Source organism: Serratia sp. BW106 (genome assembly GCF_002607755.1).
GTDB lineage: Bacteria > Pseudomonadota > Gammaproteobacteria > Enterobacterales > Enterobacteriaceae > Serratia > Serratia proteamaculans.
Map to the genome: position 1 here is coordinate 17,515 of NZ_MCGS01000005.1, position 26,934 is coordinate 44,448.

At 57.2% G+C, this 26,934-nt stretch carries 24 protein-coding genes; 7 read left to right on the top strand and 17 right to left on the bottom strand.

Annotation, left to right across the window (positions count from 1 at the left end):
- Window positions 1-12: 12 nt before the first annotated feature.
- From glpC to glpA, 3 genes are read right to left on the bottom strand one after another with little or no spacing between them, the layout of a single operon-like run.
- The gene (gene glpC / locus BEI65_RS03545) at window positions 13-1,212 is read right to left on the bottom strand and encodes an anaerobic glycerol-3-phosphate dehydrogenase subunit GlpC (protein WP_099062159.1); all 1,200 of its coding nucleotides are present in this window, start codon (window positions 1,210-1,212) and stop codon (window positions 13-15) included.
- The gene (gene glpB / locus BEI65_RS03550) at window positions 1,209-2,480 is read right to left on the bottom strand and encodes a glycerol-3-phosphate dehydrogenase subunit GlpB (protein ID WP_099062160.1); all 1,272 of its coding nucleotides are present in this window, start codon (window positions 2,478-2,480) and stop codon (window positions 1,209-1,211) included. The genes glpC and glpB overlap by 4 nt, the downstream gene beginning before the upstream one ends.
- Entirely contained in the window at window positions 2,470-4,113 is a 1,644-nt protein-coding gene (gene glpA, locus BEI65_RS03555) for an anaerobic glycerol-3-phosphate dehydrogenase subunit A (protein ID WP_099062161.1), read from the bottom strand. The genes glpB and glpA overlap by 11 nt, the downstream gene beginning before the upstream one ends.
- A 365-nt stretch (window positions 4,114-4,478) precedes the next feature.
- On the opposite strand from glpA, the gene glpT reads away from it, so the two are divergent.
- A complete protein-coding gene (gene glpT, locus BEI65_RS03565; protein ID WP_099062163.1) occupies window positions 4,479-5,834 on the top strand; it encodes a glycerol-3-phosphate transporter in 1,356 nt (451 codons plus the stop codon).
- Window positions 5,835-6,026: 192 nt separating this feature from the next.
- Complete coding sequence (gene glpQ / locus BEI65_RS03575) at window positions 6,027-7,106, top strand: glycerophosphodiester phosphodiesterase (protein WP_099062164.1); 1,080 nt, start codon at window positions 6,027-6,029, stop codon at window positions 7,104-7,106.
- Between the two features lie 175 nt (window positions 7,107-7,281).
- On the opposite strand, the gene yigL is transcribed toward glpQ, so the two are convergent.
- Window positions 7,282-8,082, bottom strand: a complete 801-nt coding sequence (gene yigL / locus BEI65_RS03580) for a sugar/pyridoxal phosphate phosphatase YigL (RefSeq protein ID WP_099062165.1) — start codon at window positions 8,080-8,082, stop codon at window positions 7,282-7,284.
- Window positions 8,083-8,093: 11 nt separating this feature from the next.
- Complete coding sequence (gene pldB, locus BEI65_RS03585; protein WP_099062166.1) at window positions 8,094-9,131, bottom strand: lysophospholipase L2; 1,038 nt, start codon at window positions 9,129-9,131, stop codon at window positions 8,094-8,096.
- Window positions 9,132-9,265: 134 nt separating this feature from the next.
- Between pldB and rhtB the strand changes: the two genes are divergently transcribed.
- A complete protein-coding gene (gene rhtB / locus BEI65_RS03590) occupies window positions 9,266-9,886 on the top strand; it encodes a homoserine/homoserine lactone efflux protein (protein WP_099062167.1) in 621 nt (206 codons plus the stop codon).
- 52 nt (window positions 9,887-9,938) lie between these two features.
- Here rhtB and rhtC read toward each other — a convergent pair whose 3' ends face one another.
- From rhtC to pldA, 3 genes are read right to left on the bottom strand one after another with little or no spacing between them, the layout of a single operon-like run.
- Window positions 9,939-10,565, bottom strand: a complete 627-nt coding sequence (gene rhtC, locus BEI65_RS03595; protein WP_099062168.1) for a threonine export protein RhtC — start codon at window positions 10,563-10,565, stop codon at window positions 9,939-9,941.
- Window positions 10,566-10,577: 12 nt separating this feature from the next.
- Window positions 10,578-12,410, bottom strand: a complete 1,833-nt coding sequence (gene recQ, locus BEI65_RS03600; RefSeq protein WP_099062169.1) for an ATP-dependent DNA helicase RecQ — start codon at window positions 12,408-12,410, stop codon at window positions 10,578-10,580.
- Window positions 12,411-12,458: 48 nt separating this feature from the next.
- Entirely contained in the window at window positions 12,459-13,337 is an 879-nt protein-coding gene (pldA, locus tag BEI65_RS03605) for a phospholipase A (RefSeq protein ID WP_099062170.1), read from the bottom strand.
- A 200-nt stretch (window positions 13,338-13,537) separates the two neighbouring features.
- On the opposite strand from pldA, the gene BEI65_RS03610 reads away from it, so the two are divergent.
- Both BEI65_RS03610 and rarD read left to right on the top strand, forming a co-directional pair.
- Window positions 13,538-14,008, top strand: a complete 471-nt coding sequence (locus BEI65_RS03610; protein WP_012004662.1) for a thioesterase family protein — start codon at window positions 13,538-13,540, stop codon at window positions 14,006-14,008.
- Between the two features lie 64 nt (window positions 14,009-14,072).
- Entirely contained in the window at window positions 14,073-14,960 is an 888-nt protein-coding gene (rarD, locus tag BEI65_RS03615) for an EamA family transporter RarD (RefSeq protein WP_099062171.1), read from the top strand.
- Between the two features lie 8 nt (window positions 14,961-14,968).
- Here the strand turns inward: rarD and BEI65_RS03620 are convergent, their stop codons facing one another.
- Both BEI65_RS03620 and corA read right to left on the bottom strand, forming a co-directional pair.
- On the bottom strand, window positions 14,969-16,027 hold the full coding sequence (locus tag BEI65_RS03620; protein WP_099062172.1) for an AbrB family transcriptional regulator: 1,059 nt from the start codon (window positions 16,025-16,027) through the stop codon (window positions 14,969-14,971).
- 110 nt (window positions 16,028-16,137) lie between these two features.
- The gene (corA, locus tag BEI65_RS03625) at window positions 16,138-17,088 is read right to left on the bottom strand and encodes a magnesium/cobalt transporter CorA (RefSeq protein ID WP_085116483.1); all 951 of its coding nucleotides are present in this window, start codon (window positions 17,086-17,088) and stop codon (window positions 16,138-16,140) included.
- A 446-nt stretch (window positions 17,089-17,534) separates the two neighbouring features.
- On the opposite strand from corA, the gene BEI65_RS03630 reads away from it, so the two are divergent.
- A complete protein-coding gene (locus BEI65_RS03630; protein WP_099062173.1) occupies window positions 17,535-18,014 on the top strand; it encodes a WbuC family cupin fold metalloprotein in 480 nt (159 codons plus the stop codon).
- Between the two features lie 45 nt (window positions 18,015-18,059).
- Here the strand turns inward: BEI65_RS03630 and uvrD are convergent, their stop codons facing one another.
- The 6 genes from uvrD to BEI65_RS03660 all read right to left on the bottom strand — a co-directional run bounded on the left by uvrD (window position 18,060) and on the right by BEI65_RS03660 (window position 23,713).
- Window positions 18,060-20,222: a DNA helicase II gene (uvrD, locus tag BEI65_RS03635; protein ID WP_099062270.1), complete on the bottom strand. Its 2,163-nt coding sequence runs from the start codon at window positions 20,220-20,222 to the stop codon at window positions 18,060-18,062.
- 77 nt (window positions 20,223-20,299) lie between these two features.
- Complete coding sequence (yigB, locus tag BEI65_RS03640; protein WP_099062174.1) at window positions 20,300-21,016, bottom strand: 5-amino-6-(5-phospho-D-ribitylamino)uracil phosphatase YigB; 717 nt, start codon at window positions 21,014-21,016, stop codon at window positions 20,300-20,302.
- On the bottom strand, window positions 21,016-21,927 hold the full coding sequence (gene xerC / locus BEI65_RS03645) for a tyrosine recombinase XerC (protein WP_099062175.1): 912 nt from the start codon (window positions 21,925-21,927) through the stop codon (window positions 21,016-21,018). Before xerC ends, yigB begins: the two co-directional genes overlap by 1 nt.
- Window positions 21,924-22,628 carry a DUF484 domain-containing protein gene (locus BEI65_RS03650; protein WP_099062176.1) on the bottom strand — a complete coding sequence of 235 codons (705 nt, stop codon included), beginning with the start codon at window positions 22,626-22,628 and terminating at the stop codon, window positions 21,924-21,926. Before BEI65_RS03650 ends, xerC begins: the two co-directional genes overlap by 4 nt.
- Window positions 22,625-23,449, bottom strand: a complete 825-nt coding sequence (gene dapF / locus BEI65_RS03655) for a diaminopimelate epimerase (RefSeq protein ID WP_099062177.1) — start codon at window positions 23,447-23,449, stop codon at window positions 22,625-22,627. The genes BEI65_RS03650 and dapF overlap by 4 nt, the downstream gene beginning before the upstream one ends.
- Window positions 23,450-23,506: 57 nt before the next feature.
- Window positions 23,507-23,713 (bottom strand): lipoprotein, encoded by a 207-nt coding sequence (locus BEI65_RS03660; RefSeq protein WP_017891271.1) that lies wholly within the window; start codon window positions 23,711-23,713, stop codon window positions 23,507-23,509.
- A 78-nt stretch (window positions 23,714-23,791) separates the two neighbouring features.
- Here BEI65_RS03660 and cyaY point away from each other — a divergent pair, with 78 nt between their 5' ends.
- The gene (gene cyaY, locus BEI65_RS03665) at window positions 23,792-24,112 is read left to right on the top strand and encodes an iron donor protein CyaY (protein ID WP_099062178.1); all 321 of its coding nucleotides are present in this window, start codon (window positions 23,792-23,794) and stop codon (window positions 24,110-24,112) included.
- 47 nt (window positions 24,113-24,159) lie between these two features.
- Here cyaY and BEI65_RS03670 read toward each other — a convergent pair whose 3' ends face one another.
- A complete protein-coding gene (locus tag BEI65_RS03670; protein WP_085116477.1) occupies window positions 24,160-26,712 on the bottom strand; it encodes a class I adenylate cyclase in 2,553 nt (850 codons plus the stop codon).
- Window positions 26,713-26,934: the final 222 nt, after the last annotated feature.

Sequence of the window (26,934 nt, forward strand, 5' to 3'; positions counted from 1 at the left end):
GCCCGCTGCGCCCTATGCCAATGCCTGCGCCAGCAGGGTGATCGGATGCTCGCAGCGCTTGCTGGTCGACATCTCGATTTGCCATTTGCAGGTTTCGCAGTCCGTGACCACCAGGTCCACCCCGCTTTCCTCTATTTGACGGAACAGCGACGCACCAATGCCCTGCGACGTCTCATAATTCTCCGATTTAAATCCATAGGTGCCGGCAATGCCACAGCACTGCGAATCCAGCACCACCAGCTCCAGCCCCGGTATCTGTCGCAACAGCTCCAGCGTATAGGCAGTCCAGCCCATTTTCTCCATATGGCATGGCGTATGGTAGGCCACCCGCAGCGGTGTGTGTTTCAGCGGTAACTGGCGTCCCTGATTGAGCAGGCGGTACAGATAGCGCGTCGCCAGCTCCACCCGTTCACGCACCGCCGAAGTGTCTACCTCCAGCAAATGCGGATATTCATCGCGCAGGGTAAAAGTGCAGCTGGAAGAGGTCGCCACCACAGGGATACCCCGCTCCAGCACCGCCTCGTGCAGCGATTCGGCATTCACCCTGGCCTGTTTTTTGGCCTGGGCGATAAAGCCATTGGCGATCAGCGGCACGCCGCAGCATTTCTCGCGTTTCAGCAACTGCACGCCAATATCCATCGCATTAAAGACCTTGATCAGATCCTTACCCAGTTGCGGGTGGTTGTAATTGACGAAGCAGCCGTGGAAGAACGCCACCTGCTCGGCATAACGCTGTTGGGCCTGAGCCTGCTGGCGATACCAGCGGCGGAAGGTGCCGAACGAGTACTTTGGCAGTTCACGCCGATGGTCAATTTTCAACGCCTTGTCGAGCAGGGCACGCACCGGCTTTAGCCCGGTAGCGGCGTTCACAATCGGCGCAAACGGCGTCGACAGCGACCCCATCAGGTCGGTATGACTGAGGATGGCGTCGCGCAGCGTGGGTTTGCTCTGGGCAAAGTCGGCACGAGCGCGCTGAATGATGTCGCCGATTTTGACGTCGGACGGGCAGGCCACCTCACAGCGTTTGCAGTTGGTGCAATACTTCAGCGCTTCGTCATACAGCGCCGGATCCTTCAGCCGCAGGCGCTCGCCGTCCGGCCCTGCCTGTTTGGGCCCTGGGTAGAGCGGATTGACTTTGGCCACCGGGCAATAGGTGGTGCAGACGGTGCACTTGATGCAGTTTTCAAAGCTGTTGTCTTTCTGCAGGCTCATGGACGCTCCTCCTGTGCCGCAATCTGTTGCGCGACGTACAACGCCCCAATCAGCGAAACACCCGCACCGCAGCCCTGCTGCAGGGGATCATAGCCGCCGGTCACTGCACCGATGGCATACAGGTTGCTCAGCGGCTCCCCCTGCCTTAAGGCCCGCAGCCGCTCATCGGTGCGTACCCCAAATTGCAGGTAAGGCTGCGGAGCAAACAGATTGCGGTGGCTCCAGTCTGCGCGATCCGCCCGGCTGTCGACATCCAGCCCAAACACCGGCTCACGTATGCCCTCGAAGTCCGCCACCAGCCCGTTGCTGAAAAAGCTGCCGCTGGCCAACACCACCTGTTGCGCCAGCAACGGAATATCGGTGTGGTTGCGGGTATAGAGGCCAGTGACTCGCCCGGCTTCGATATCCGCCCGCAGCACGCTGTCACCCGGCATGAACACGCCGCCCAGTTGCTGCAGACGCGAACGCAGGGCCTGGTGCAGGCGCATGCCCAGTACCGAAGGCGGCAACGTCGGCAACAGACGGATCGGTTTACCCACCGCCATCTGCAGTGCTGCCAGTGAGCTATCATTTTCCAGCCCCAGACAGGCGGGCAGGAAAATCGCCTCGGCATCACCGGCCAATCGGCTCACCTCGTCCGCCATCGACGTCAGGTTTTCCGGCAGATCCAGCACCCTGGCAATATTCACCGCCCGGAACTCACTGGGGTTGTTGCGCAGCCGGTCGAGCGACGGCAAGTGCATATAAGCGACTTCCGCCTGGATACCCAGGCTCTGCGTCAGGGAACTGGCGGCCAACTGTGGCTGAAAATCCAAAAATCCTTCGATGCCAATCACCGCGATACTTTTCCACGGCAGTTCGCCGTCCAGCGGCGTGATCGGGATGGCCTGAGGACTGAGCCAGGTCGCCCGGCGCGTGCCTAATGGCGTAACCCGCAGATGATTACGTTCACTGCTGCCCTGCAGGCTCAACCCACAGCGCTGCAGCAGCTGAGCTGCGTTGTCCGACAGTGCCGCCACCCGTTCGGCACCTATCAGCGCATAAGGATGCCGTGGTGCCTGTAGCGCAAGCGCCGGCATTGCCGCCAGGGGTGAGGTTACCGGGGTGCCGTCGGGTAGCTGCGCCAGCAGATCCAGCGATCCGGATGAAAAATAGAGCGCGCTTTGGCCTGAGCTGACCACGGCGCAACGCTTGCCCTGTTCCGCCAGCCGAATGGCACAGGTCATGCCCGCCAGGCCGCCGCCAATCACCACTACGTCAAATCGCATCATCGGCCTCCTGTTCCCCCCGGGCATCGAGCCCGCACAATCCCTGGTAAACCCAACTGGTAAATTCACTTTCACGCAATGCATCACCCCAGGCGATCGGCCTTACTCCTTTCCAACGTTCGTTGAGGAAATGCGATAGCTGATCGATCGACTGCTGCGGGGTGGTGACGTTAAAACGCGTCAGCAACCCGGCGGCACGGCAGGCGCAGAGTTCTCCCTGGCAGGTGCCCATGCCGACACGGGTACGGCGGCGCAGATCGACCAGGTTATTGACGGTAAGGGAGTTAACCGCATAGCGCACTTCACCGGCGGTGACCGCTTCACATTCACACACCAGGCTGTTATCCAGCCGATCGCCGGCCGGTACCTGACTGGCACGATCGCCGTGGCGATAAACCGCCGAACCACGAATGCTGGCAGGCAGGGAAACCACGCTGCGCACCGTCTCTTCCGCCGACTGACGGGAGCCGGGCAAGGCTTCCTGCGCGGTGGTACAGGGGCTGTCTAACCCAAGCTTTTCACACACTTTATCGGTCGCCCATTGCGCCATCAGCCGGTAGGTCATCAACTTGCCGCCGGTAATGGTGATAAAGCCTTCCAGCCCATCGCGGCTGGCATGATCGAGCAGCACGATGCCACGGCTGACATTGCGACCGCTGGGGTCGTCATCGCTGGCCACCAGCGGCCGCACACCGGCATAGGCGCGCAGAATACGGGTCTGCGCCAGTTCCGGCGCCAACAGCGCCCCCTCACGGATCAGAATGTCCACTTCCTGCGGCGTCACCAGCATGTTGTCGATCTGGTCATAATCAATGTGGGTGGAGGTGGTGCCAATCACCGAAATGGTGTCGCCCGGCACCAAAATGTCGGCATCCGCCGGTTTGCGGCAGCGGTTGATCACCATGTTATTGATGCGATGGCCGAGGATCAGCAGAGCGCCCTTAGCCGGGAACATACGAATGCGCAGATCGGCATATTCCGCAATCTGCTGGCCCCAGATACCGGCCGCGTTGACCACCACCTCGGCGTGAATATCGTAGTGGCGTGCCGATTGATGGTCGAAAACGCGCACGCCGGTTACGCGATCGCCCGCGCGAAGTAAACCGACCACCTGATGATAAGTGAGGATCTGCGCACCGTGCTCACGGGCATCGAGCATATTGGCGGCGGTCAGACGGAAGGGGTCGACAGTGCCGTCCGGCACCCGCACCGCACCGATCAGCGCCGGGTTGGCGGCCGGCTCCAGGCGCAGCGCCAACTGCGGGTCAATTGCTTCGGCTTTGATACCAGCGCTGTGGCAGGAGACAATGAACTGTTGTTGGTAGGCCAGCGAATCCTGCGGCAGCGTGATAAACAGCCCATCGGTACGCTCGATGCAGTGATGCGCAATGCGCTTGAGGATTTGGTTCTCTTCTATGCATTCGCGCGCCGACTCACCGTCGGTCACCGCATAGCGTGCTCCGCTGTGCAGCAGACCGTGGTTACGGCCGGTGGCACCGGTGGCGATATCGTGGCGCTCCAGCAGTATGCAACGCAGGCCACGACGCGCACAGTCACGAGCAATACCCGCACCAGTCGCACCGCCGCCAATGATGATCACATCCGTTTCGTTATCCGGTGAATGACTGCTCATGAGGCTCTCTCAGGATCCGTGATTATTGGCCTATTGAGCCACAGTCATTGGGGTCTTTGTTTGATAAGGAACAATAACGAACTAGAAACGAAAACCAAATGTCCACAAAAAACCATGAATGTGATCATAATCACGATTTTTGGGCGTTTTTCTATTTCATAACGTTAACGAATCGCTCAAAATCCGCCGGTGTTTCATAAAAGTGTAACAATTGCGCCATTCATCACAGCGACACCAGGCTGATTTGACTAGGATGACGTTCGTTATGGAACAAAAAAACACCACATTCGATATCCGCTCAATCATCAAATGAACGTAAAAGGTCATATTGATGTGATAACTAGATAAAGCCATCGGAGGCGCTCATGTTGAGTATTTTTAAGCCGGCAGCACACATTTCCCGTGTGCCGGTCGACAAAGTCGACCCGCTGTACCGTAAATTGCGCTGGCAAATTTTTATGGGGATTTTCTTCGGTTATGCCGCCTACTACCTGGTGCGCAAGAACTTCACCCTGGCCATGCCTTATTTGATCGACCAGGGCTTCAGCCGCGGTGACCTCGGTTTCGCGCTGTCCGGTATTTCCATCGCCTATGGTTTTTCCAAATTCATCATGGGGTCGGTTTCTGACCGCTCCAACCCCCGAGTGTTCCTGCCCGCCGGCCTGATCCTGGCTGCCGCAGTGATGCTGTTCATGGGCTTCGTACCATGGGCGACTTCGAGCATCGCGGTAATGTTCGTGCTGCTGTTCCTGTGCGGTTGGTTCCAGGGTATGGGCTGGCCGCCATGTGGCCGTACCATGGTGCACTGGTGGTCGCAGAAAGAGCGCGGCGGCATTGTTTCGGTCTGGAACTGCGCCCATAACGTGGGTGGCGGTCTGCCGCCATTGCTGTTCCTGCTGGGCATGGCCTGGTTCAACGACTGGCACGCTGCACTGTATATGCCGGCCTTCGGTGCCATTCTGGTGGCCCTGATCGCCTTTGCATTGATGCGTGACACCCCGCAATCCTGTGGCCTGCCGCCGATCGAAGAATACAAAAACGATTACCCGGACGACTACAGTGAGAAAGCGGAAGAAGAGCTGACCGCCAAGCAAATCTTCATGCAGTACATCCTGCCGAACAAGCTGCTGTGGTACATCGCCGTGGCCAACGTGTTCGTTTACCTGCTGCGTTACGGCATCCTGGACTGGTCACCGACCTACCTGAAAGAAGTGAAGCACTTCTCGCTGGATAAGTCTTCCTGGGCCTACTTCCTGTACGAATATGCCGGTATCCCGGGCACCCTGCTGTGTGGCTGGATGTCGGACAAGGTGTTCAAGGGCAACCGTGGCGCCACCGGCGTGTTCTTTATGACCCTGGTGACCATCGCTACCGTGGTTTACTGGCTCAACCCGGTCGGTAACCCTGGCATCGATATGGCCTGTATGATCACCATCGGCTTCCTGATTTACGGCCCGGTAATGTTGATCGGTCTGCACGCACTGGAACTGGCGCCGAAGAAAGCGGCCGGTACCGCTGCGGGCTTCACCGGTCTGTTCGGTTATCTGGGCGGTTCGGTCGCAGCCAGCGCCATTGTCGGCTACACCGTTGACTACTTCGGTTGGGACGGTGGCTTTATGGTGATGATCGGCGGCAGCGTCGGCGCAGTATTGTTGCTGTTGTTGACCATGCTGAGCGAGAAAAAACACCACGCGGAAATCGCTGCCAACAAACGCGGTTAAGCATTATCGCATCATCTTTGCCCTATGAATTTCGAGTTGCAGCTAGGCGGCCAGCTCACTCATCCCCAGGCGCTTACTTTAGTAAGTAACTGGGGTGAGTGAGCGCAGGTAACAACGCTGCAACTTGAAAGGCGACGGGCAAAAAGGCCGCGCTGCGGCCTTTTTGCCACCTACAACATGGAGAACAACAGAATGCGGACTCAAGTCAAAGCCCTGCTGACAGGGATTATCCTGGCCACCTCAATGGTCAGCGCCGCACAGGCCGCCGACAAGGTGGTGATCGCCCACCGGGGTGCCAGCGGTTATCTGCCGGAACACACTCTGCCGGCGAAGGCCATGGCCTACGCGCAGGGTGCGGACTTCCTAGAGCAGGATCTGGTGATGACCAAGGACAACGAGCTAGTGGTGTTGCATGACCACTATCTCGATCGCGTCACCGACGTAGCCGAACGCTTCCCGGACCGCGCCCGTAAGGACGGCCGCTATTACGCCATCGACTTTACGCTGGCAGAAATCAAATCGTTGAAGTTCACCGAAGGCTTTGAGATCGAAAACGGTAAAAAAGTGCAGGGCTACCCTGGCCGTTTCCCGATGGGCAAATCCGACTTCCGCGTCCATACCTTCCAGGAAGAGATCGAGTTTGTGCAGGGGCTGAACCATTCAACTGGCAAAAACATCGGTATTTACCCGGAAATCAAAGCGCCGTGGTTCCACAATCAGGAAGGCAAGGATATTTCCAGCAAAGTGCTGGCGGTGCTGAAGCAGTACGGTTATACCGGCAAGGGCGACAACGTTTATCTGCAATGCTTTGACGCCAACGAGCTGAAGCGGATTAAAACCGAGCTGGAGCCGAAGATGGGCATGGATCTGAAGCTGATCCAGCTGATCGCCTATAACAAATGGCAGGAAACCTATGAGCAGAAGGCCGACGGCAAGTGGGTGGAATACGACTATGACTGGATGTTCAAACCGGGTGCGATGAAGCAGATTGCCCAGTACGCCGATGGCATCGGGCCAGACTACCATATGCTGGTCGTGGCAGAGAAATCCAAGCCGGGCAAGGTGGTGCTGACCGACATGGTGAAAGAAGCCCATGCCAATAAGCTGGCGGTGCACCCCTTCACCATCCGTGCCGATGCACTGCCGAACTACGTCACCGACGTGAATCAACTGTATGACGTGATTTACAACCAGGCAGGCGTTGACGGCGTGTTCACCGACTTCCCTGACAAGGGCGTGCAATTCCTGCAAAAGCAGGGCCAGCACAAGTAGTAAAGATCAACGTCTCCCAGGTGACGAATAAAGTCTGTTATTAGGGAGAGCGTGCCGAAGGGGTCGTAGCAGCTTTAGCTGCCGGAGCGCCCCTCGGTGCGCTAGGCCCGGGTATCTCGGGCTTAATCTCAACGTTGTTCTCGAATTCAGGGCGCCGCAAGGCGCCCTTTTCATATCAGGCGATGAACATCTTGCGCAAGTAGTGCGGCACCGCATCGTCGACGTTGGAGCCAATCACTTCCAGTTCCGGCAGCTTGTCCTTCAGGCGCTGATGCGCGTCGCGCATGATGCAGCCCTTGCCGGCCATCGACAGCATTTCCAGATCATTCATACCGTCACCGAAGGCAATGCACTCTTTCAGCGTATAACCGATGATCTTGGCCACTTCTTCCAGCGCATGGCCTTTTGACACGCCACCCGCCATCACTTCCAGACAGGTTGGGAACGAGAAACTGACGTTAACCCGATCGCCCCAACGCGCATTGATGGCATCTTCCAGCGGCAGCAGCTTTTCATGATCTTCACAGGTGAAGTACACCTTGCACACGCCGTCGGTTTCCAGCAGGCCCGGCTCGAACAATTGGTACTGGAAAACAGATTCGCGGAAGAACTCTTTCTGTTCCGGGCTTTCGCGGTTAATGAACCAGTCGTCATTACGGTAAACGTTGGTGGTGATGTCCGGATCGTTATGCAGCATACCGTAGAGATCGCGAGCGATGTCTTCGGCCAGGTTATGGCTGAAAATCAGCTCACCGTCGGTGTTGTGCACGCGAGCGCCGTTGGAGGTGATCATAAAGGCGCTGATATCGAGGTTATCGCGGATCTGCGCAACGTCGATGTGATGACGGCCGGTAGCAAAGACAAAATGCACGCCGCGCTGGGTCAGCAGCTTCAACGTCTCTTTGGCGTAAGGTGACAGAGTGTGGTCGGGTGATAGCAGCGTGCCATCTAAATCGGAAGCGACGACGTGATACATAGCGGTAATTTCTAACCTCTAATGGTGTGGTCGGCGGTTGGGGTACCACCTAAATGTTGAGCAAAGAAACGCAGGATTGCGTTCAATGCTTCGGCGCGCATCGCGTCCCGCTCAAACAGGATCTCATGCCGTGCGCCTTCGATAACCTGCGGTTTTCCCCCTTCACAGGGATGGCCCGCGTCTGACAATGCCTGACAAAAAGCCTGATGGGAACGGTTGTCGACCACCCGATCCTCACCGGCCTGCAATAATAATAGCGGCGTGGTGATTTTAGCCGCCTGGGCGATGATTTCTCGCCCAGCCTGAAGACTTTCCCTTACCCAGTGGTAGGTTGGCCCGCCCACCTGTAGCTCGGGATAATCGGCGTAATAGCGTAAACAGCGACGATAGCGTTCGCGGCTGTGGGTCAACACGTTGACCACATAGGGCAGCGGCCGCCACTGACCAGTGCCTATCGCATAGTAATCGCGTACCGCCGGGTGCTTCTCCGTCCAGTTCAGAATGCGGTTGGCCATCCAGCCCGGCATCGGTAAATAAATGCCGAACATTGGCGCGCAAAACGCCGCGGCGTCAAAGGCCTGCGGCTGACGAGCCAGAAACTGTGCCAGAATTGCACCGCCCATCGAGTGAGCCAACGCAAAGTGTTGCCGATAACCGTGCGGCACCACCTCCTGCTGATAAAACTGGGCGAAATCGTCGACGTAATCGGCAAAGTTTATCACATGACCACGGTGCGTATCAGCCAGCAAACGACCGGAACGGCCTTGCCCTCGGTGATCCAGGATCATCACGTCATAGCCGCAATGGAACAGATCGTAGGCAACCTCAGGATATTTAATGTAACTTTCGATACGACCGGGGCTGATCACCACCACTCGCTGATGGCGGGCAGAACTGAAGCGCACGAAACGGATGGGCACGCCGCCCACGCCATTGAACTCGCCCTCCTCACGCTGCCGCCAAAAATCCAGCAGCGGTCCCGTGGCGAAAGCAGCAAACTGCTTTTCACGCGTTAACCAGTCATCAGTGCTGAGTGTAAACGACGTCATCAAGTGCTTTTCCCTGAGCTACCAGCGGTAAAAATGTGACCTCTGGCACAAGAAATAATACTAGCGTATTGTGATTCAATTCTTACAAAAACCGCATCATTTTGCACATATTGGCACTTTCAGGGAGTACCTCAATGACCTTGGACTGGTGGTTAACCTATCTTCTGACAACCCTTATCCTCAGCCTGTCACCCGGTTCAGGGGCGATCAACACCATGAGCACCGGTATCAGCCACGGTTATCGCGGCGCAGCGGCATCCATTGCCGGCCTGCAGGTCGGGCTGAGCCTGCATATCGTGCTGGTGGGCATCGGTCTGGGCGCGCTGGTGTCACAGTCGCTGCTGGCGTTTGAAATGCTGAAATGGTTCGGTGCCGCCTATCTGGTATGGCTGGGCATTCAACAGTGGCGTGCAGCAGGTTCGCTGGACTTGCATACGCTGGCGGGGACTATGCCGCGCCGTCGCCTGTTCCGCCGCGCTATCCTGGTCAATTTGACCAATCCGAAGAGCATCGTATTTTTGGCCGCGCTGTTCCCGCAGTTTATTTTGCCCAACCAGCCGCAGGCCGAACAGTACCTGGTGCTCGGCGTCACGACTGTGGTGGTCGATATCATCGTGATGATTGGTTACGCCACCCTGGCCACTCGCATTGCCGGCTGGCTGAAAACACCGCGCCAAATGCAGTTGCTGAACCGCATCTTTGGCTCGCTGTTTATTCTGGTGGCCGGGTTGCTGGCTACGGCACGCAAGGCATAAAGCAAAAAGGCCGAACATGACTGTTCGGCCTTCAAATTTTCTGCGGCGGTGGTTAGCGGGTAAAAATAAGGTGTAAACCGAAACCGGTAAACAGCACGCCCGCCAGCCCGTCGATCCACTTAGCCAGTCGCTGATAGCCACGACGCATGGTCGGCAATGCAAACACCACCGCCACCAGGCTGAACCAGACAAAAGTCTCGGCAATGATCAGCAGGAACAAACCCCAGCGTGCGCCGGCACCGACGTCGTCACCCACAAACAGTGAAAACACGCTGCCGAAATAGATAACTGCCTTGGGGTTCGACAGGTTGGTCAGAAAGCCACGGATAAAGCTGCGCCCAGGCTTCGGCAAGGCCACTTTCACCTCTGGCGCAGGCACCGACTGTGCATTTTGGGAACGGGCGGAACGCAACAGTTGCCAACCCATCCAGCACAGGTAAATCCCACCGCCGAGCATGATAATCTGATGCAGCCAGGCCATTTTTTGCAGGATCAGGTGCAGGCCCATCAACGCTACGCCCGCCCACACCACGATACCCAGTGAAATGCCCATCACGCCCATCATCGCCTCACGACGTGAGCGACTGGCGGCGGTTTGCGAAACAAAAAAGAAGTCCGGCCCCGGGCTCATCAGCGCAATCAGGTGCACCAGCGCCACGGTCAGAAACAGCATCAGCATGATTTATTGCCCTTAATCTTCATCATTATCGAGGTGATCGCGGATCATCGCCATAAACGGAGCGCCAAAACGCTCCAGCTTGCGCTGACCGACACCGTTAACGCTCAACAGGTCACCGGCCTTGATGGGCATCTGCTCCGCCATTTCCAGCAGCGTGGCATCGTTAAACACCACATAAGGCGGGATATTTTCTTCGTCGGCAATCGATTTACGCAGCTTGCGCAGTTTGGCAAACAGCTTGCGATCGTAATTGCCGCCGTAGGATTTCTGGTTGGCACTGCTGCGCGCCTTCAGGCTCTGGATACGCGGCACTGCCAGTTGCAGCTCCAGCTCGCCACGCAGCACCGGCCGCGCAGACTCGGTCAATTGTAGCGCCGAGTGCATGGCGATGTTCTGGGTGATAAAGCCCAGGTGGATCAACTGACGCAATACGCTGGTCCAGTGCTCGGTGGTTTGCTCACGGCCGATGCCGTACACCGGCAGTTTCTCGTGCCCGTATTCACGGATGCGCTGGTTATTGGAACCACGCAGCACTTCGACAATATATCCCAGTCCGAAACGCTGGCCGACACGGTACACGCAGGACAGCGCCTTGCGCGCATCTTCCAGCCCATCGTAACGCTTGGGGGGATCCAGACAGATATCGCAGTTGCCGCAGTTTTGGTGTTTGCCTTCGCCAAAATAGTTGAGCAGCACCAGGCGGCGGCAGGTTTGCGCTTCAGCAAAAGCGCCCATGGCGTTCAGCTTGTGGCGCTCTATATCCAGTTGCTGTCCGGCGGGTTTCTCTTCCAGACAGCGGCGCAGCCAGGCCATATCAGCCGGGTCATACAGCAGGATCGCTTCGGCCGGTAAGCCATCACGACCGGCGCGGCCGGTTTCCTGATAGTAAGATTCGATATTGCGCGGGATATCAAAGTGCACCACAAAGCGCACGTTGGGTTTGTTAATGCCCATACCAAAAGCGACGGTGGCAACCACCACCTGCAAATCGTCGCGCTGGAACGCTTCCTGTACCTGCGCACGGCGGTCGTTATCCAGCCCGGCATGGTAGGCCCCCACGCTCAGCCCGCGGCTTTGCAGACGTGCCGTAGTGTCTTCTACCTTGGCGCGGCTGTTGCAGTAAATAATGCCGCTCTTGCCACGTTGGTCCTGCACGAAGCGCCACAGTTGGTCGAGCGGTTTAAACTTCTCCACCAGCGTATAGCGGATATTGGGGCGGTCAAAGCTGCTGACCTGCACCAGCGGATCCTGCAGCGCCAGCAGGCGCACGATATCGCCACGGGTGGATTCATCGGCGGTGGCGGTCAGGGCGATCACCGGCATGTTCGGGAAGCGTTGCTTCAACAACCCCAATGCGCGGTATTCAGGACGGAAATCGTGGCCCCACTGCGAAATACAGTGCGCCTCATCCACCGCCAGCAAGGCCGGCGGATTGCCACCGAGCTGATCGAGGAAACTGTCCATCATCAGCCGCTCGGGGGCGATATACAGCATTTTGATCTGGCCACTGCGACAGCCCGCCATTACCTCGAGCTGCTGCTCGCGCGTTTGCGTCGAGTTATAGCAGGCGGCGGCGACGCCATAGGCCAGCAGTTGATCGACCTGATCTTTCATCAGCGAGATCAAAGGGGAAACCACTAACGTCAGGCCATCCATCACCAGCGCCGGGATTTGGTAGCACAACGATTTACCGCCGCCGGTCGGCATGACAACCAGGCAATCCTGCCCACCGATCGCCGTGTTGATAATCGTTTGTTGACCCGGTCGGAATTGCTGGTAGCCGAAGGTATCGCGTAATACCTGTTCGGCCAGCAACTCTTTGTTTATCACTGCTGCGGTTGACACACACTTCCCCATTTTTTGCTGTGTAGCGACGCCTTGATGACGGCCGGACTACATAATATCGTTAAGCATGACACCAACGCCAACCCGTGTCTGCCGGAAGTTGTAATCAATCAAGGATTCGCCATAGCCGCTGAACACCTGAGTATAGAAACGCACGTGCTTGCTGATCGGGTAGCTCCAGCCCATTTCTGCACCGCCGTAGCCGCTGTTCCAGTTGTAGTGGCTGTCGACGCTGAACACGCTGTCACCCCAGGCATAACCGACTTTCAGGCGGTAATAGCCCATGTATTTGGTGATATCCGGGTTGTCGTCGCTGCTGTCGCTTTCCGAGAAGCGGAACCAGGGTTTGAGATCCACCTGCCAGTTGCCGTTTTGTGCCATAAAGCGCGCATAGCCGCGGTTCCAACTGCGGGAGGTGGGATCCGAGCGGCCGTTGGACTGGTGGTTCAAACCGACTTCAACATCACGCAGTGTCCAGCCAGCGAAGCTGTAATCGGTCGCCCACCCCAGGAACACCTGCGGTTCGTAGTTGGTCTCGCGGAACGGCGAGGATTCACTGTGGTTGGAAAGCTGCCACCAGGAACGTTGAGTATAAGAGGCACCGAGCACCGAGTTGTCACCAAGAATGCCACGCCACAGCGGGAAAGCCAGGCTGAGCTGGTACTTCACTTCATCCTTGCGCGCATTATCGGCCCAGTTATAGGACTTGATGGCCTCTTTGTTGATATTGCTGGTATCGGTGTACAGCACGTAGTTGGTTTCATACGGATACAGCGTGAATGGGTTGTCGTGATCCTGCAGCATGTTGGCAATAATGCTGCCGCGCACCGCCGGTTTATCATGAATTTGCTGCTCTTTGGCTTCTTCCGCCTGAACCAGCGGTGCCGCCGCCAGCGTGGCCAAAATGAACCCTGACAAAATGCGCATAACGTTCCTCACCCCAACAAAATTGACAAATTCTGAAATAAAAACAGGCCATTTTACACACAAAGGCGGTTTTACAGCAGTGTGACGTGTATTTATTGGATTAGTCTGGAAAGCAACAAAATATAGGCATAATATCAACAAACAGTTAACCTGGACTGACCAGTTAGCTTCCCCTACTACACAGAAAAAAATGGGTATTTATGTCTACCACACCACTGACACTTGAAGCCGCCCGCCAGAAGATTGGCGAAATCTTTGTTTATCACATGCCGTTTAATCGCGAGCTGGGCTTAGAGCTGCGCCGCTTTGACGACGACTATGTGGAGCTGAGTTTTACCAATCAGCCCAAGCTGGTGGGCAATGCCGCCCAGAAAATCCTGCACGGTGGGGTGATCGCCTCAGTGCTGGACGTCGCCGCTGGCCTGGCATGCGCCGGCAGCGTGTTAATGCGTCTGGATCCGTTGATCGAAGAAGAAGTCGCCACCCGTCTTTCGCGTATGGGGACTATCGATCTGCGCGTTGACTACCTGCGCCCTGGCCGTGGCGAACATTTCGTCGCTGCCGCCAGCGTCTTGCGCAGTGGCAATAAAGTCGCGGTCGCCCGCGTTGAACTGCATAACCACGATGGCCTGCATATCGCCAGCGCCACCGCCACCTACCTGGTCGGGTGATTGTGTGCGGTGAGGGTCTTCAGTACACTCACCGCATCTCCGTTTTACCCATCCGAGTAACGTCATGGACGCACAGCAAACACGGCAGGGCATCTTCTTTGCTCTGGCCGCCTATTTTATTTGGGGTATCGCCCCGGCTTATTTCAAGCTGATCCAACAGGTACCCGCCGATGAGATCCTCACCCATCGAGTGATTTGGTCCTTCTTCTTTATGCTGGCGCTGATCTCGCTGGGCCGTAACTGGCCGAAGGTGCGTGCCGCCTGCCACGACCGCAAACGGCTGCTGCTGCTGGCGGTGACCGCAGTGCTGATCGGCGGCAACTGGTTGCTGTTCATTTGGGCGGTGAATAACCACCATATGCTGGAAGCCAGCCTGGGCTATTTCATTAATCCGCTGGTGAACGTGCTGCTGGGGATGTTGTTCCTGGGCGAACGCTTCCGCCGGATGCAGTGGTTGGCGGTGGCACTGGCTTTCGCGGGCGTACTGATCCAGCTATGGCAGTTCGGTTCGCTACCGATTATCGGCCTGGGGTTGGCATTCAGCTTTGCCTTCTACGGCCTGCTACGCAAGAAGATCGCCATCGATGCGCAGACCGGTATGCTGATCGAAACCCTTTGGCTGCTACCCGTGGCAGCGGCCTATCTGTTCCTGTTCGCTGACAGCCCGACCAGCCACCTCGGGGCCAATGCCTGGTCGCTGAACCTGTTGCTGGTGGCCGCCGGTATCGTCACCACCATACCGCTGCTGTTCTTTACCGCTGCAGCCACCCGTCTGCGCCTGTCGACGCTCGGCTTCTTCCAGTACCTTGGCCCTACGCTGATGTTCCTGCTGGCCGTCACCTTCTACGGTGAAACCATCGGTCAGGACAAACTGGTCACCTTCGGCTTTATCTGGGCGGCGCTGCTGCTGTTTATCCTCGACGCGCTCTACACCCAACGTAAACTGCGTTGATGCCAGAGCTAAGTTGAGGCCGGCGTGGCGTGGTTGGAAATAAACCGCGCCATCGCCGGCCCCGTCAGCAGAATCGTGAACAGCCGCAGCGTCTGCATCGCCATCACAAAAGACATATCCACCCGGCTGCCCGCCGCAATGATGGCCACGGTATCCAACCCGCCCGGACTGGTCGCCAGATAGGCCGTCATCAGATCTACCGGCAGAAAGTGCGTCAGCATCCACGCCAGCAGGCCGCAAAACAGCATCAGCGCGACGATCGACACCACCATCTGCGGCAGAGTCCGCAATGCCAGCAAAAATATCGGCCGGGTAAAACGCAGCCCGACGCTCCAGCCAATCAACGTATAGGCCAACGCCAACAGCCATTCCGGCACCTGCAGCGCCATAGTACCGCTGGAATGCAGTGCCGCACCGATGATCATCGGCAACAACAGTGCACCGGAAGGAATGCGCAGCCGGGGGCCCAACCAGGCACCGACAATGGCCACACCCAGCGTTGCCGGGAAGCGCCAGTCCAACGACGGAAACCACTCCAGCGCCGCACTACCGTGCCCCGCCTCATCACCCAGCCCAATGCGGGCCACCATAGCGGCTGCGGTCGCGACAAACAGCACCCGCAGATACTGCATAAAGGCCACCAGTCGAACGTCCGCGCCAAAATCCCCGGCCATTGCCACCATCGCCGACGCTCCGCCAGGCGATGAGCCCCAGGCACCGGTCGGCCCAGGCAAGCTGCTAAAACGCACCAGACACCAGCCGGAAATGCCACTGGCCAGCAGCGTAGCGATCAGCACCAGCAGCACCAGCGGCCAGTCGTCGAGTAACGGCGTGAGAATAGCGGGAGAAAGGCTTTGTGCAATCATACAACCCAGCACCGCCTGGGCGGCGATAAACAGGTAACCGGGAATGCGAACCGAGGCCCCCAACAACCCCATGGCCACGCCGACAATCATCGGCCCCAGTAACAGCGCAGCGGGAATATGGAAAGTTTGCAGGCCAAATCCCAGCACCAGCGAAGCCAGCAGCAGGATCAACCATTGAATCAAGCGGGGGAACTTCTCCATCGACACGCACGCCTTAAGGACAGATAAGCTAAGCGGGCATTCTACCCTCATTTAGCAGGCTAATCTTTGGCAGCAGCAGAAATATCGGGCGAACAGGGTCGCCCGTCAGGTTACAGCCAGTTCTTGCGTTTGAAGTACAGATAGGGGGCCAGCCCCGCCAGGATCATCAGGCTGATGGCGCCAGGATAACCGAACGACCACTTCAACTCCGGCATAAACTCAAAGTTCATCCCGTAGCTTGAGGCCACCAGCGTGGGCGGCAGGAACACCACCGAAACCACCGAGAAGATCTTGATGATGCGGTTCTGTTCGATATTGATAAAGCCCATCGCCGCCTGCATCAGGAAGTTCACTTTCTGGAACAGAGATTCGTTATGCGGCAGCAGGGATTCGATGTCGCGCAGCACTTCACGCGCCTGTTCCAACTGACCGGTCGGCAACCGCGCCTTACGCACCAGGAAGTTCAGCGCACGTTGGGTATCCATCAGGCACAAACGGACTTTCCAGCCGATATCTTCCAGCTCGGCCAGCGTCGACAGCGCCTCGTCGTATTCATCGCCCTGGTGGCCTTCCATGATCACCCGGCTGAGCTTTTCCAGATCGCTGTAGACGTTTTCAATCTCGTCCGCCAGCTGCTCAATCTTGGTTTCGAACAGATCCAGCAACAGCTCGTAGGCGTTGCCGTCAACCATCGTCAGGTTACGGGCGCGCATGCGGTACAGGCGAAACGCCGGCAACTCGCGCTCACGCAAGGTATACAGGCGGCCATCGCGAATGGTGAAAGCCACGGTGGAGTTACCGGCATGGTCTTCCGCATCTTCAAAATAGAAGAAGGAGTGAATATGCAGGCCGTCTTCGTCTTCAAAGAAACGCGCGGAGGCTTCGATATCATCCAGCTCCGGGCGTGTTGCCAGGCTTTGGCCCAGCTCGTTTTGCACGCGCTCACGTTCGCCTTCTTCCGGCTCAACCAGGTCAACCCACAGTGACGTAGTGAGATCATCGGAGTCATCCAACTCCAGACGGGACAGGCGGCTGTTCTCTAATTTAAACGCGCTCAGCATCTGCTAAAACTCCCTTGGGGTGACAGGGGTAAACAACGCGTGGAAGCACAGAAACAGGGGGGATGTTGTATCACCAGCTTGTTTCAGACCATGAAGGATCTGACTCATAGCGACACATAAGCGGTCGCCGACAACCACGAAGGCTATCAGCTCAATGGGATAGCCTTAGAAGTTGTACCTGTTGTTGTCCAGGTCAGTGAGCCAGTATCTACTGGGTGTGTCCAAGGCGTATGTCCTCATTGATAATAGTGCGCGCATGTTACGCCGAGAAGAAAAAGTCTGTCAACCGGTTAGGTTCGATAATTGCGCAACAATTCATCGCCATAACCCATGGGGCTGAATCGGCTTAATCCACGATAAACAGTAACGAAATAGTCGCGGCGATCTCTGACCACGCACAGGAATGTTGCTAAGATTAGGCCACGATAAGCTTGCGGACTTTACTGATGAAACAGATTACCGCCCACGACCTGACGGCGATGAGTGAACAGGCTGCTAAAGTGGCACGCCTGCGCGCGCACCGTACCTTACACGAAGAGTTGAGCGACCCGGTGCAACGGCTGGCGATTGCCATGGAACCCGGCACCTATATCCGCCCCCACCGCCATCCGCAAACCTGGGAACTGCTGACGCCGCTGCGCGGCCGCTTTGTGGTGTTGCAGTTTAACGAGGACGGCGTGGTCACCCAACGCACCCTGCTTGGCGAAGAAACCAAAGTACTGGAGATGCCGGCGTTTACCTGGCATGCCGTGCTGTCGGTTGATCCGGGCGGCGTGGTGTTCGAAGTGAAACAAGGGCCTTATCAGGCGCTATCGGAAGAAGACTGCATGCCGTGGGCACCGCAGGAAGGGGCTGAGGGTACTGAAGCAGTGATGCGTTGGTACGCTACCGCGCAGATTGGCGATCGCTATACCCGTTCTGTTTGACCTGACTGCAGGGGCGGGTCCACTCGCCCCTGTTAGTACCAGAGCTTACACCGTCTCCAGACGGGCGTAGGCAGCCACCAGCCACTTGATCCCTTCACCCGGGAAAGCAACCTGCAACCGACTGTGTTCGCCGCTGCCTTCCAGATTGACGATGGTCCCTTCACCAAACTTGGGATGGCGCACGCGCTGGCCCAGCTTGTAACCGGTGTCGTTTTCGCTGATCGGCGTGCCCATGCGACGATGGCTCACCGGGCGCGATACGCTGGCGCGCAAACGCACTTCTTCCACACACTCCTCCGGCAGTTCGCCGATGAAACGTGAAGGCCGGTGATAAACCTCTTTGCCGTACAGACGACGTGTTTCGGCATAGGTCAGCGTCAGTTTCTGCATGGCGCGGGTCAGACCAACGTAGGCCAGGCGGCGCTCTTCTTCCAGCCTGCCGCCTTCGTCCAGCGACATCTGGCTCGGGAACATCCCCTCTTCCATACCGACGATAAACACCTGCGGGAACTCCAGCCCCTTGGCCGAGTGCAGGGTCATCAACTGTACTGCGTCCTGATAGGCATCGGCCTGCCCCTCGCCCGCTTCCAGCGCAGCGTGTGACAGAAACGCCTGCAGCGGCATCAGATCCTGATCTTCATCCTGATAGCTGTACTGACGCGTTGCCGTCACCAGCTCTTCAAGGTTTTCGATACGTGCCTGACCTTTTTCGCCCTTTTCCTGCTCATACATGATGAACAGCCCCGAGTCGCGGATCACCCGGTCGGTCTGGACGTGCAACGGCATATCGGCGGTTTCGTGCGCCAGTGAGTCCAACAGTTCGGTAAAGCGTTGCAGCGCGGATGCTGCACGCCCGGCCAGCACTTTGTCCTGTAGCAGCACGCGGGTGGCCTGCCACATGGTCAATTGACGATCGCGGGCCGTGCGGCGCACCTCGTCCAGTGTGCGGTCGCCAATGCCGCGCGTCGGCGTATTCACCACGCGTTCGAAGGCAGCATCGTCGTTGCGGTTGGCTATCAGCCGCAGGTAGGCCAGGGCATCTTTGATCTCCTGACGCTCGAAGAAGCGTTGCCCGCCGTAAATGCGGTATGGCATCGCCGTTTGCAGCAGTGCCTCTTCCAGCACGCGTGACTGGGCGTTACTGCGATAAAGGATGGCGCAGTCATTCAGCGCACCGCCGTTTTCCTGCCAGGCTTTGATACGGCCCACCACAAAGCGCGACTCGTCGAGCTCGTTAAAGGCACAGTAGATGGAGATAGGTTCGCCTTCGCCCCCTTCGGTCCACAGGTTTTTACCCATGCGGCCGCCGTTGTTGGCGATCAGGGTGTTGGCCGACTTCAGGATATTGCTGGTCGAACGGTAGTTCTGTTCCAAAAGCACGCTTTGCGCGCCGGGGAAATCCTTCAGGAAGCGTTGGATATTCTCCACCTGAGCGCCGCGCCAGCCGTAGATCGACTGGTCATCGTCACCGACAATCATCACGTTGCTGTTATTGCCGGCCAGCAGGCGGATCCAGGCATACTGGATGCTGTTGGTATCCTGAAACTCGTCCACCAGCACGTTGGTGAAGCGTTCGCGGTAATGATTGAGGATATGTGGCTTGTTCAGCCACAGCTCATGGGCGCGCAGCAACAGTTCGGCAAAGTCCACCAGCCCGGCGCGATCGCAGGCTTCCTGGTAGGCCTGGTAGATTCGCAGCCAGGTCGCCTCCACCGGGTTGTTGTAGGTTTCAACGTGCTGTGGACGCAGGCCCTCATCTTTTTTGCCGTTGATGTACCACATCGCCTGACGCGGCGGCCATTGTTTTTCATCGATATTCAGCGCTTTGACGATGCGTTTAAGCAGGCGGAACTGGTCGTCACTGTCGAGGATTTGGAAATCCTGCGGCAGGTTGGCATCCAAATGATGAGCACGCAGCAGCCGATGAGCCAGGCCGTGGAAGGTTCCGATCCACATGCCGCCCTGGCTGGTGCCAATCAGGTGTTCGATACGGTGGCGCATTTCCGCCGCCGCTTTGTTGGTGAACGTCACCGCCATAATCGAATACGGCGAGCAGTTCTCTACCGACAGCAGCCAGGCAATGCGATGCACCAGTACCCGGGTTTTACCGCTGCCCGCGCCGGCCAGTACCAACAGGTTGCCACGTGGCGCCGCCACGGCTTCGCGTTGTTTTTCATTCAGGCTGTCGAGCAGATCGGAAACGTCCATAGGCACCATTAATTGGTAAGGGAAAGCGCGTCAGGGACGCGATTCCACTGGGAATTTATACAGAGTTCTGGCAGGGATTATAACAATGCTGTCAGCGATGCCAACTGCGAAATCTCAATATGTGGCAGCAGACGGCTGTCGGCGGCCTGCATCAGGCTGCGCTGGCGGTCGTTGATCCAACAGGCCTGCAGGCCGGAGCGCAATGCCCCGGCGACGTCGGTGGTCAAATCATCACCCACGTGAAGAATGCTTTCAGGGGCAACGCCTAACCGCTCAGCGGCCAGTTGATACATGTCCTGATAGGGCTTGGCGCGGCCATCCGGCCCGGAACGCAGCACAAACTGGAAGTAACCGTCCAGCCCGCACAGCGCCGGATCGGCATTGCCATTGGTGATCGCCACCAGCGGGAAACGTTCGCCCAGCGCCTTCAGAGTGGCATGGGTCGCGTCCGGTACTTCGATACGGCTGCGCCACAGCGCAAAGTTCTGCATCGCCGCATCGGCCCCGTCGGCAGCTTCGGCATCACGCAGCCCCTGACGGCTCAGCGCCAAATGGATAGCGCGCCAGCGCCACTGGGTGACATCATGATAAATCTCCGGATCCTGTTCACGCAGTTCCTGGCGCAGGCGATGAAAATCCGCCGACTGGAAGTGGTTCAGCCCGGGATGATAGTTCTGCAGAAAGGCCACCGACTGCAGCTCGGTCTGTTTGATCACCGGCCGGTTGTCGTACAGCGTGTCGTCCAGATCAAAGGTCAGCGCCGCCAGCGGTCGCAACGGACGATAAAAATGCATCAGGATTTCCCCCGTTTGGCACGTGGATGCGCGGCATCGTACACGTTGGCCAGATGTTGAAAGTCGAGGTGGGTGTAGATTTGGGTGGTGGTCAGGTTGGCGTGACCGAGCAGTTCCTGCACCGCTCGCAAGTCGCCACTGGACTCCAGCATATGGGTAGCAAACGAGTGGCGCAGCTTGTGCGGATGGATGTGGCTGTTAACGCCCTGTTTGACGCCCCACTCGGCAAAACGCTTTTGCACGTTACGGGTCGAGATGCGTTTGCCCTGATTGGACAGAAACATCGCGTCGTCCGATGGCCCGAACAGATCGCGCATCGCCAGCCAGTGTTCAAGCCAGGTCACCGCAGTCCGCCCCACCGGCAGCTTACGTTCCTTACTGCCCTTACCCAGCACCCAGATTTCACCGGCGGCCAGATCGACATGGCGACAATCCAGCCCCACCAGTTCAGAAAGACGCAGCCCGGCACCGTACATGACTTCGAGCATGGCGCGATCGCGTACCGCCAGGGGATCGTTAAGATCGATATTCAGCAGCTGATTCATTTCATCGACGTCGATGTTTTTCGGCAGATGACGGCCGCTGCGTGGCGTTCGGATCCCTTTGGCGGGGTTGGCAATCAGCATGCCCTGGCTGACCTGCCAGTCGAGAAAGCTGCGCAACGCCGACAGGCGCAGCGCAAGGCTGGATGACTGTAGCCCGGCGCGCTTACTGCGCGCTGCAAGCTGGCGGACTTTGGCGGCGTCCAGCACCGGCCACTCCGTCACGCCTATTTCCTGCGCCAGTGCCATCAGCGCCTGCAGTTGACGTGAATAACTCAACTGGGTGAGCGGGCTAAGCTGACGCTCGACCTTCAGATAGCGCAAAAAAGCGTCCACCGGCTGTTGCAGGCTGGCCGCCAACGGAGTCATGCGCGTTCGACCCAGCGTTCCAGCAGTTCCGGTAACATGCGCGCCAGTTGATTAAGCATCACCGTGCCCATGCCTTGTTGATAGTGTTGCGTATCGCGGCTGCTGAAGATCACCATACCCAGCTCGCCGTCTTCACCCAGCATCGACAGCGCTACCGAGCCGACCAGCTTGGCCTGCGGCAGCAACAACAGCAACTCAGGGCCATTCAGGCTGCCGAGGAAATGCTGTTGGTCACCCAGGCGCTGAATGCGCAGCGGTTCAAACGACGAACGCGACAGGGCAAGATGGGTGAAATCGGAAGGCGCACCGATTTTCCAGCTTTCGGAAAACAGGCGGATATTGGCACCGGCCAAACCGAAACCGCGCGCCCAACGCTGCAGGCGGTTGAGCATATCCTGCAGGCTGTCGGCGGTGGCCAGATTGGCCTGTAAATGCAGCAGGCTGGCAAACAGCGTTTCGTTGGCGCTGGCCTGCTCCATCAGCAGGGTAATTTCTTCTTCCAGCCGGTTGATATGATTACGCTGGCGGGCCAGATGCCACTCGACCAACGACACGGTACCGCGAACGGGATGGGGAACGCGCATCTGTTCCACCAACCGCGCGTTGCGGATAAAGAAATCCGGGTTTTGCAGCAGAAACTGCATCACGGCGTCGTCGTCAAGCTCAATGCCTGCGACAGCCTGGTCCTCAACGCTCTTCATAGATGAATAAATCCGTCATATACATGGGTTGCCGGGCCGGTCATAAATAACGGGCTGCCCGGTCCTTTCCAGCGAATATGCAGGCTGCCGCCCGGCAGTTCTACATGCACCTCTTCTGACAGCAATTCCTGTTGGATCCCCACGGCCACCGCCGCACAGGCACCGCTTCCGCAGGCCTGGGTTTCGCCGGCACCGCGCTCATACACGCGCAGTTTGATGTGCTCACGACTGACAACTTGCATAAAACCAATATTGGCCCGCTCAGGGAAACGTTCATGCCCTTCCAGCACCGGGCCGAGCAACTCCACTTTGGCGGTTTTTACCTCATCTACCTGTAAAACACAATGCGGGTTGCCCATCGACACCACGCCGCACAGCACCGTATTTTCCGCCGCACGCATGATGTAAGTCTTTTCTTCTTTGGTCGCGCGGAAGGGCACAGTCTGAGGATCGAAGTTCGGCTCGCCCATATTCACGCACACCAGATCATCATCGGTGACGCTCAGCACCATACGCCCGGTCTGGGTACTCACGCGAATATCGCGCTTGTTGGTCAGCCCTTTCAGCCGCACAAAGCGGGCAAAACAGCGAGCGCCGTTACCGCACTGCGCCACTTCACTGCCGTCAGCGTTAAAAATACGGTAGTGGAAATCCAGTTCCGGATCGTAAGGCGGTTCTACCACCAGCAGCTGGTCAAAGCCAACGCCCAGGTGCCGATCGGCCAAACGGCGGATCAGCTCGGGTGAAAAATAGACATTCTGTGTAACGGCATCGACCACCATAAAGTCGTTGCCCAGACCGTGCATTTTGGAGAACTGCATATCATACTCCGCTATCCGTCTTGGTTTGCGGTGGCCTGTGCCGCCGCAAACAAGGTGTTACTGAGCGCTCATCGACGGTTTTTGCTGAGAGCTGGAAAGTTCCTGCTGATTTTTCTGTACCTGCTCGCCAGTCTGAACCTGAGTGGCCGGTTTCTTAGTGCTGGCCGGATCGGCTGGAGGGAAGTACAGCGGGCCTTTCAGACCACAGCCGGAGAGCCCGGCAAGCAGAACTGCCATCAGCGCATAGCGTAGTTGTTTTTTCATTTGCATTAATGCCTGTAATTCATGCGTCCAAGGTCTCTATAATCGCAGGTGGATCATGAAAAGCAATAGGAATTGAATATGAACGACAGTGAGTTTCACCAGTTAGCTGACCAACTGATGCTTAATATTGAAGAGACACTGGACGATTTTGCTGGCGATGCGGATATCGATTACGAAACTAACGGCGGCGTAATGACGTTAAGCTTCGAAAATGGCACCAAAATTGTCATCAATCGCCAGGAGCCACTGCATCAGGTTTGGCTGGCGACCAAGACCGGCGGCTATCACTTTAACTACCGTGATGGCGTGTGGCTCTGCGATCGCAGCGATCGCGCCTTCTACCCATTGCTGAGCGAAGCTGCCAGCGCGCAGGCAGGCGAAGCAGTGAAATTTGCCTGAAAATAACGGCATTCACAGGGGTTCAGCAAACGCGAGCCCCTGTAATGTCAGTGTAGCTGGAACTGCTGTTTCAGCGGCTGAGCGGCGCCATCGGTCAGCGGTACACACAGGCTCGACAACACGTTGCTGCGGAACGGGATCACCTGAGTGCGGCCATCAAGCTGCACTATCTGGTAGAACTGCGGCAAATTGAAGTTGATAAAGCTGGAGCCGTAGGTGAAGCGATCGTGCGAGGAAGAATAGAAACGGCTGACGTCACGCACCAGCTCTTCTTTACTGCCTTCACAATGGTGGTAAACCTCAACCCGGTTCGACTCATCCAGAATATAGATGTTAAAGCCCTTGTCGTCCGAGGTATCTTCAAAGAAGAACTGAATGATCCCCTCACTGGCGAAGCCATCCACAACCGGCGGCAAATGCACCTGATCGGTTTCCACTTTGATCGACAGGCCGTGCAATTTGTTGTTGGAAATAGCGCCATAGAATTCCACCGCGTTTTCCAGCTTCTGTACCGATACGCTTAACCGTTCGAAGAACAGGCCCCAGGTCTGACCGGCAACGCGTACCGCTTTAAAGCGGCCCGGCTCCAGTCGGGTACTCGACAGGCGCAGTTCAATGCACTCCGACACCAATTGCTGGATGCGGGTACGGATCAGGCCGCGCAGATGCTGACTGTAGCAGAATACTTCTACCGATTCCGGCGGGGCGGCGTCCTGATGCATTTTGCCAAGAATGGTCTTCAAGGCTTCCAACACCGATTGCTCACCGCTGAAATGCAGAGTACGCACTTCGTTCCAGGAGTTGCGGTACAGCAGGTCGATACTGCCCACCAGGCATTGCTGCTGCTGGCCGAAGCTGAACACGTCAAGCTTGCGGAAATCGAAATGCACCACCTGATTGCGGAAGGCGGCGGTCGGATCGTTTTCCAGATTGACGATAATCGCCAGATGGCGAATTTCACACGGGCTGTACAAGGCTTTTGGCGTAGGTGCGGCCAGCCGCAGCGGGAAGTGGTGCGACACGTCGGCCACCAGTTCCTGCAGTTTGGCGGTGTCGCACAGATTGCCGCTCTTGATGTGTAAACGGGTCTTCGGCGTCAGCAAGCCGTTGAAATAGGCCCAGGCCACCAGTTTGTTCAGGTAGCGGTTATATTCCAGCGGTTGATGGCTGACGATCGAGTCCATGGCCGGTGCCTGATTGTACAGGTACCAGCCGGTGCGGTTGGCGCGGCCAATCGGCACGTGAATAAAGGTTAAATCGTCTTCTGACAGGTCCGGCGAGATCTGCGGGTTCACCAACGTCACCTTGCCGGGCAGCGCTTCAAACGCGGCGTACAGCTTGCGGGTCAGCACGCCGATATCCTGCGGGCTGGCACTGACGCTGAGATTATTACGACGGGCAAAGCGGATCAGGTTGCGATAGCTTTGCATCATCGCATCCAACAGTTCGTTGTGCGCTTCACGCACCCGTTCGATTTTCCAGTTGGCGCGGTTATCCAGGATCGCCAGACGCTCTTCGTCCCAGCCCCATTCGCTGACCAACTGGCTGAGGATCTCACGACGCCAGCCGACGCACGCATTAGCGCGCGAAAGTTTTTCACAGACTTTCAGGTAGAAACAGCGGCGGACCAGATCGAGGCGGGTGGTATCGTTGATTTCATTCAGATAATGCGTAACGCGTTCGAGCATCATACAGTAGGAGTCGAGACCGAAGCAGACGATTTCGCCCTGATGCAGGCGTTGCTTGATGTCCATCGCCAACAGCTGGGTATTCGGGTATTCCCAGGAATAGGCTTCCAGCAGCAGGGTCTTCAACACCGCCTTGTAAGGCGAGTCGATGCTTTTGTACAGCTGCCACAGGCTGGCGCCGAAGTATTCTTCCGCCGACAGCGTGCTCAGGCCGCCGAGATCCAGCCACTCGTTCGGCGTTAGCGCACCTTGCGAGTACAGCGACAGCACATACTCATCGTAATGCGCTTCTTCTTCGCCCGGCACCATGTTCCACAAAATGCGTTTGCCGGCCAGGCGCACCGCGGTGCGGTAAAATTCGTCCAGCAGCAGGATATGTTGGGTGGAACCGCAGTCTTCACCGCCCAGGCTGCCACTTTCGTTATGGCGGAAGCGGTTTTCATCGATCAGGAAGAAGCTGACTTCCACCCCCATCGACGCCGCCCACTTTTCCAACAGGCTGCATTTCTGCTGCAGGCGGTTACGCTCTTCGTTGTCCAGCCAGGACTGGTGGCACACCCAGATGTCGAGATCCGAGCTGCAACTCTGGCCGATCGACGACGTGCTGCCCATCGAATAAACCCCGGTAATCGGCAGTTCACCGCTGGCCAGCTTGTCAAACGGGCTGCCCCATTTGTCTTCTAAATCGTTGAGGTATTCTTGCTGGGTTTCATCAGGCGTGTAGATACAGACGCCATGGGGAACGTTACCGTTCAGATAACCTGGCATCAGTGGGTGGTGGTGGTGCAGTAAGGTAGGCAGCAGACTGTATACCCGTTGGAACGCGGGCTTCATGGCCGCTAGGGCGCGATCGATGCGTAATTGATTGATCGCATCCAGTCTCTGCTTCAGTGTCTCGATGTAGAGGTACAAGACGTCTCGCCTGATTATCCCGGTATTTAGAAAAAAACCCGTATTCCATAAGCGCCGTTAGTGTTGGAAGAATATTTGGCAACTTATTGCTGGAAACGTGATCAATCTAACACCTTGCTGATTGACCGTAAAGGAGGTAACGCTTCACTATTATTGTTGCGCCACTCCAAACGATTTACCCGCAGTGTTAACTGCCCCAAAACACATCACACGTCCCGTTGA

Excerpts from the sequence above, each read along its gene's own strand:
- glpC (WP_099062159.1), bottom strand. The coding sequence starts at position 1,212 with ATGAGCCTGCAGAAAGACAACAGCTTTGAAAACTGCATCAAGTGCACC.
- glpB (WP_099062160.1), bottom strand. The coding sequence starts at position 2,480 with ATGCGATTTGACGTAGTGGTGATTGGCGGCGGCCTGGCGGGCATGACC.
- glpA (WP_099062161.1), bottom strand. The coding sequence starts at position 4,113 with ATGAGCAGTCATTCACCGGATAACGAAACGGATGTGATCATCATTGGC.
- glpT (WP_099062163.1), top strand. The coding sequence starts at position 4,479 with ATGTTGAGTATTTTTAAGCCGGCAGCACACATTTCCCGTGTGCCGGTC.
- glpQ (WP_099062164.1), top strand. The coding sequence starts at position 6,027 with ATGCGGACTCAAGTCAAAGCCCTGCTGACAGGGATTATCCTGGCCACC.
- yigL (WP_099062165.1), bottom strand. The coding sequence starts at position 8,082 with ATGTATCACGTCGTCGCTTCCGATTTAGATGGCACGCTGCTATCACCC.
- pldB (WP_099062166.1), bottom strand. The coding sequence starts at position 9,131 with ATGACGTCGTTTACACTCAGCACTGATGACTGGTTAACGCGTGAAAAG.
- rhtB (WP_099062167.1), top strand. The coding sequence starts at position 9,266 with ATGACCTTGGACTGGTGGTTAACCTATCTTCTGACAACCCTTATCCTC.
- rhtC (WP_099062168.1), bottom strand. The coding sequence starts at position 10,565 with ATGCTGATGCTGTTTCTGACCGTGGCGCTGGTGCACCTGATTGCGCTG.
- pldA (WP_099062170.1), bottom strand. The coding sequence starts at position 13,337 with ATGCGCATTTTGTCAGGGTTCATTTTGGCCACGCTGGCGGCGGCACCG.
- BEI65_RS03610 (WP_012004662.1), top strand. The coding sequence starts at position 13,538 with ATGTCTACCACACCACTGACACTTGAAGCCGCCCGCCAGAAGATTGGC.
- rarD (WP_099062171.1), top strand. The coding sequence starts at position 14,073 with ATGGACGCACAGCAAACACGGCAGGGCATCTTCTTTGCTCTGGCCGCC.
- BEI65_RS03620 (WP_099062172.1), bottom strand. The coding sequence starts at position 16,027 with ATGGAGAAGTTCCCCCGCTTGATTCAATGGTTGATCCTGCTGCTGGCT.
- corA (WP_085116483.1), bottom strand. The coding sequence starts at position 17,088 with ATGCTGAGCGCGTTTAAATTAGAGAACAGCCGCCTGTCCCGTCTGGAG.
- BEI65_RS03630 (WP_099062173.1), top strand. The coding sequence starts at position 17,535 with ATGAAACAGATTACCGCCCACGACCTGACGGCGATGAGTGAACAGGCT.
- uvrD (WP_099062270.1), bottom strand. The coding sequence starts at position 20,222 with ATGGACGTTTCCGATCTGCTCGACAGCCTGAATGAAAAACAACGCGAA.
- yigB (WP_099062174.1), bottom strand. The coding sequence starts at position 21,016 with ATGCATTTTTATCGTCCGTTGCGACCGCTGGCGGCGCTGACCTTTGAT.
- xerC (WP_099062175.1), bottom strand. The coding sequence starts at position 21,927 with ATGACTCCGTTGGCGGCCAGCCTGCAACAGCCGGTGGACGCTTTTTTG.
- BEI65_RS03650 (WP_099062176.1), bottom strand. The coding sequence starts at position 22,628 with ATGAAGAGCGTTGAGGACCAGGCTGTCGCAGGCATTGAGCTTGACGAC.
- dapF (WP_099062177.1), bottom strand. The coding sequence starts at position 23,449 with ATGCAGTTCTCCAAAATGCACGGTCTGGGCAACGACTTTATGGTGGTC.
- BEI65_RS03660 (WP_017891271.1), bottom strand. The coding sequence starts at position 23,713 with ATGAAAAAACAACTACGCTATGCGCTGATGGCAGTTCTGCTTGCCGGG.
- cyaY (WP_099062178.1), top strand. The coding sequence starts at position 23,792 with ATGAACGACAGTGAGTTTCACCAGTTAGCTGACCAACTGATGCTTAAT.